Genomic DNA, 1624 nt, shown 5'->3' on the forward strand with positions numbered 1-1624 from the left:
GCCAGGAGAGCTGATCCTCTTCATAATCCCGGAGGGTAATAATATCCACTACCCATCCGGCAGCCACAGCGATTATGCACAATGCTATCCCTGTCCATAAGCGCATGAAAGTACTCATTTTATCACCTTTGCTATCATTTATTGACATGAGCAATCCGCTTTGCCCTACGGAATGCGGGAAAGGAATGACTGAAAGTAGTATAACCGCTCGGTTGCCATGTTAACGAACAGCCAATCAATTTTCAACACTAATAGAAAGGAATTTACTGAGAATCAGTAGATCTGTTGAAAAAAAATGCTTGCAGAAAAGTCTGCTAGCGCATCAGCGCTATACCAGAAAAATGACGCAAAGACAATCATTTAGAGCTTTCTATAGAAATAAAATAGCCACATTTTATATTGCTGTGACTATATATATTTATAAAGGCTATAAATAAATTTGCTATTTGAGGAGAGAGCCATCTTCCAGCAACTGGCCATCAGGACTATTTAAGCCGACCTTCCAGGACTGACAGACGTTGATCAAACTGTTTGAACAGCTCTTGCTTGTTTTCCATGGCGCTGACCCGCTGCATGAGTGCATCCATTTGCTGCTGATTTTTTTCCAGGAGAGTGACAATCGATTGCAAACGTGAGGTGATCTGTTCGACCGGCAAATTTTCTGCAGGGTGGGCAGAGTTGTGAACTTCAGGAGTCAGCAGGACGGGACGTTCTTCAGAGAAAGCCCGTTCACCACGCTCTTTGCTGGTGCTGCCGGAAGAGAGAACAGCCATATTTTTTCGCGAGGAATAGGGTTTCCTCCACTCTGCGGCGTGAGCCAGCAACAACTGTTCGGCCTCTTCAAAGCCGGTTTGCACAAACTGTTCTGGGGCGGGAAGCACCAACTGGCAGCCACTTTTCAAGCCATTCATATTGGCCTGGACAAATTGACCAGGGTTGCGTCGCCAAATGGCCACCTGGGTTTGATAGGAGGAGACTGCATATTTTTTGGCGAGAGGGCGGGCGATGGTGGTCAAGGTTTCACCCTCTCTGATTGGGCCGTAGAGGCGCTCTTTTTCTGCGCTGTTGGCCTGTGCTTCTGCACACCTGCTCTCTGCTGTTGCTTCCGTGTGGTGAGTCACCATCAGCAACACCAGCAGCAACCAACCCATTACCAACTGCAATTTCCCCCGCTGAGCAGTCACACACATCCCCTTGATCTGAATAAAACTGATTTTTTGCCTCTATTATTGACCCATTGGCTCGGCTATCAACAGGGCTGTCCGGTAGTTTAACAATGGATCTTCTCTGCTTCAAGGCAGATTATTGCCCAAATCAGGGCAAGCGCATTAAAAAACAAAAAAATTATTAAGGAGGTCCAGGAGGAGATTATCTCCTCCTGGTGGGTTGCGGGCAAAGCCCCATATGCGCTAACATGATTATCGAAACTTATTGTTGAGCAGTGTGGATGCGTGTATAATGCAACCACTATGGATGCGAATACGATATTTCTGGATGAAAATTGGGAATTTTTACGTTCCTTGTTTCCCACTGGTTGGGAGGAACTGGCCCGTGAGACGAGGGCGATTCTGCAATATAAGGGAGATGTGAAGTCGGTATCTAATTGGATGCGCATTTTTCTGAT

The 1624-nt window shown here is 46.4% G+C and carries 1 protein-coding gene; it reads right to left on the minus strand.

Annotation, left to right across the window (positions count from 1 at the left end):
- Window positions 1-485: 485 nt before the first annotated feature.
- A complete protein-coding gene (locus tag EJP87_RS12045) occupies window positions 486-1184 on the minus strand; it encodes a type IV pilus assembly protein FimV (protein ID WP_193771337.1) in 699 nt (232 codons plus the stop codon).
- Window positions 1185-1624 lie beyond the last annotated feature (440 nt).

The organism is Candidatus Magnetaquicoccus inordinatus (genome assembly GCF_004217665.1).
GTDB classification, from domain to species: Bacteria; Pseudomonadota; Magnetococcia; order Magnetococcales; family Magnetaquicoccaceae; genus Magnetaquicoccus; species Magnetaquicoccus inordinatus.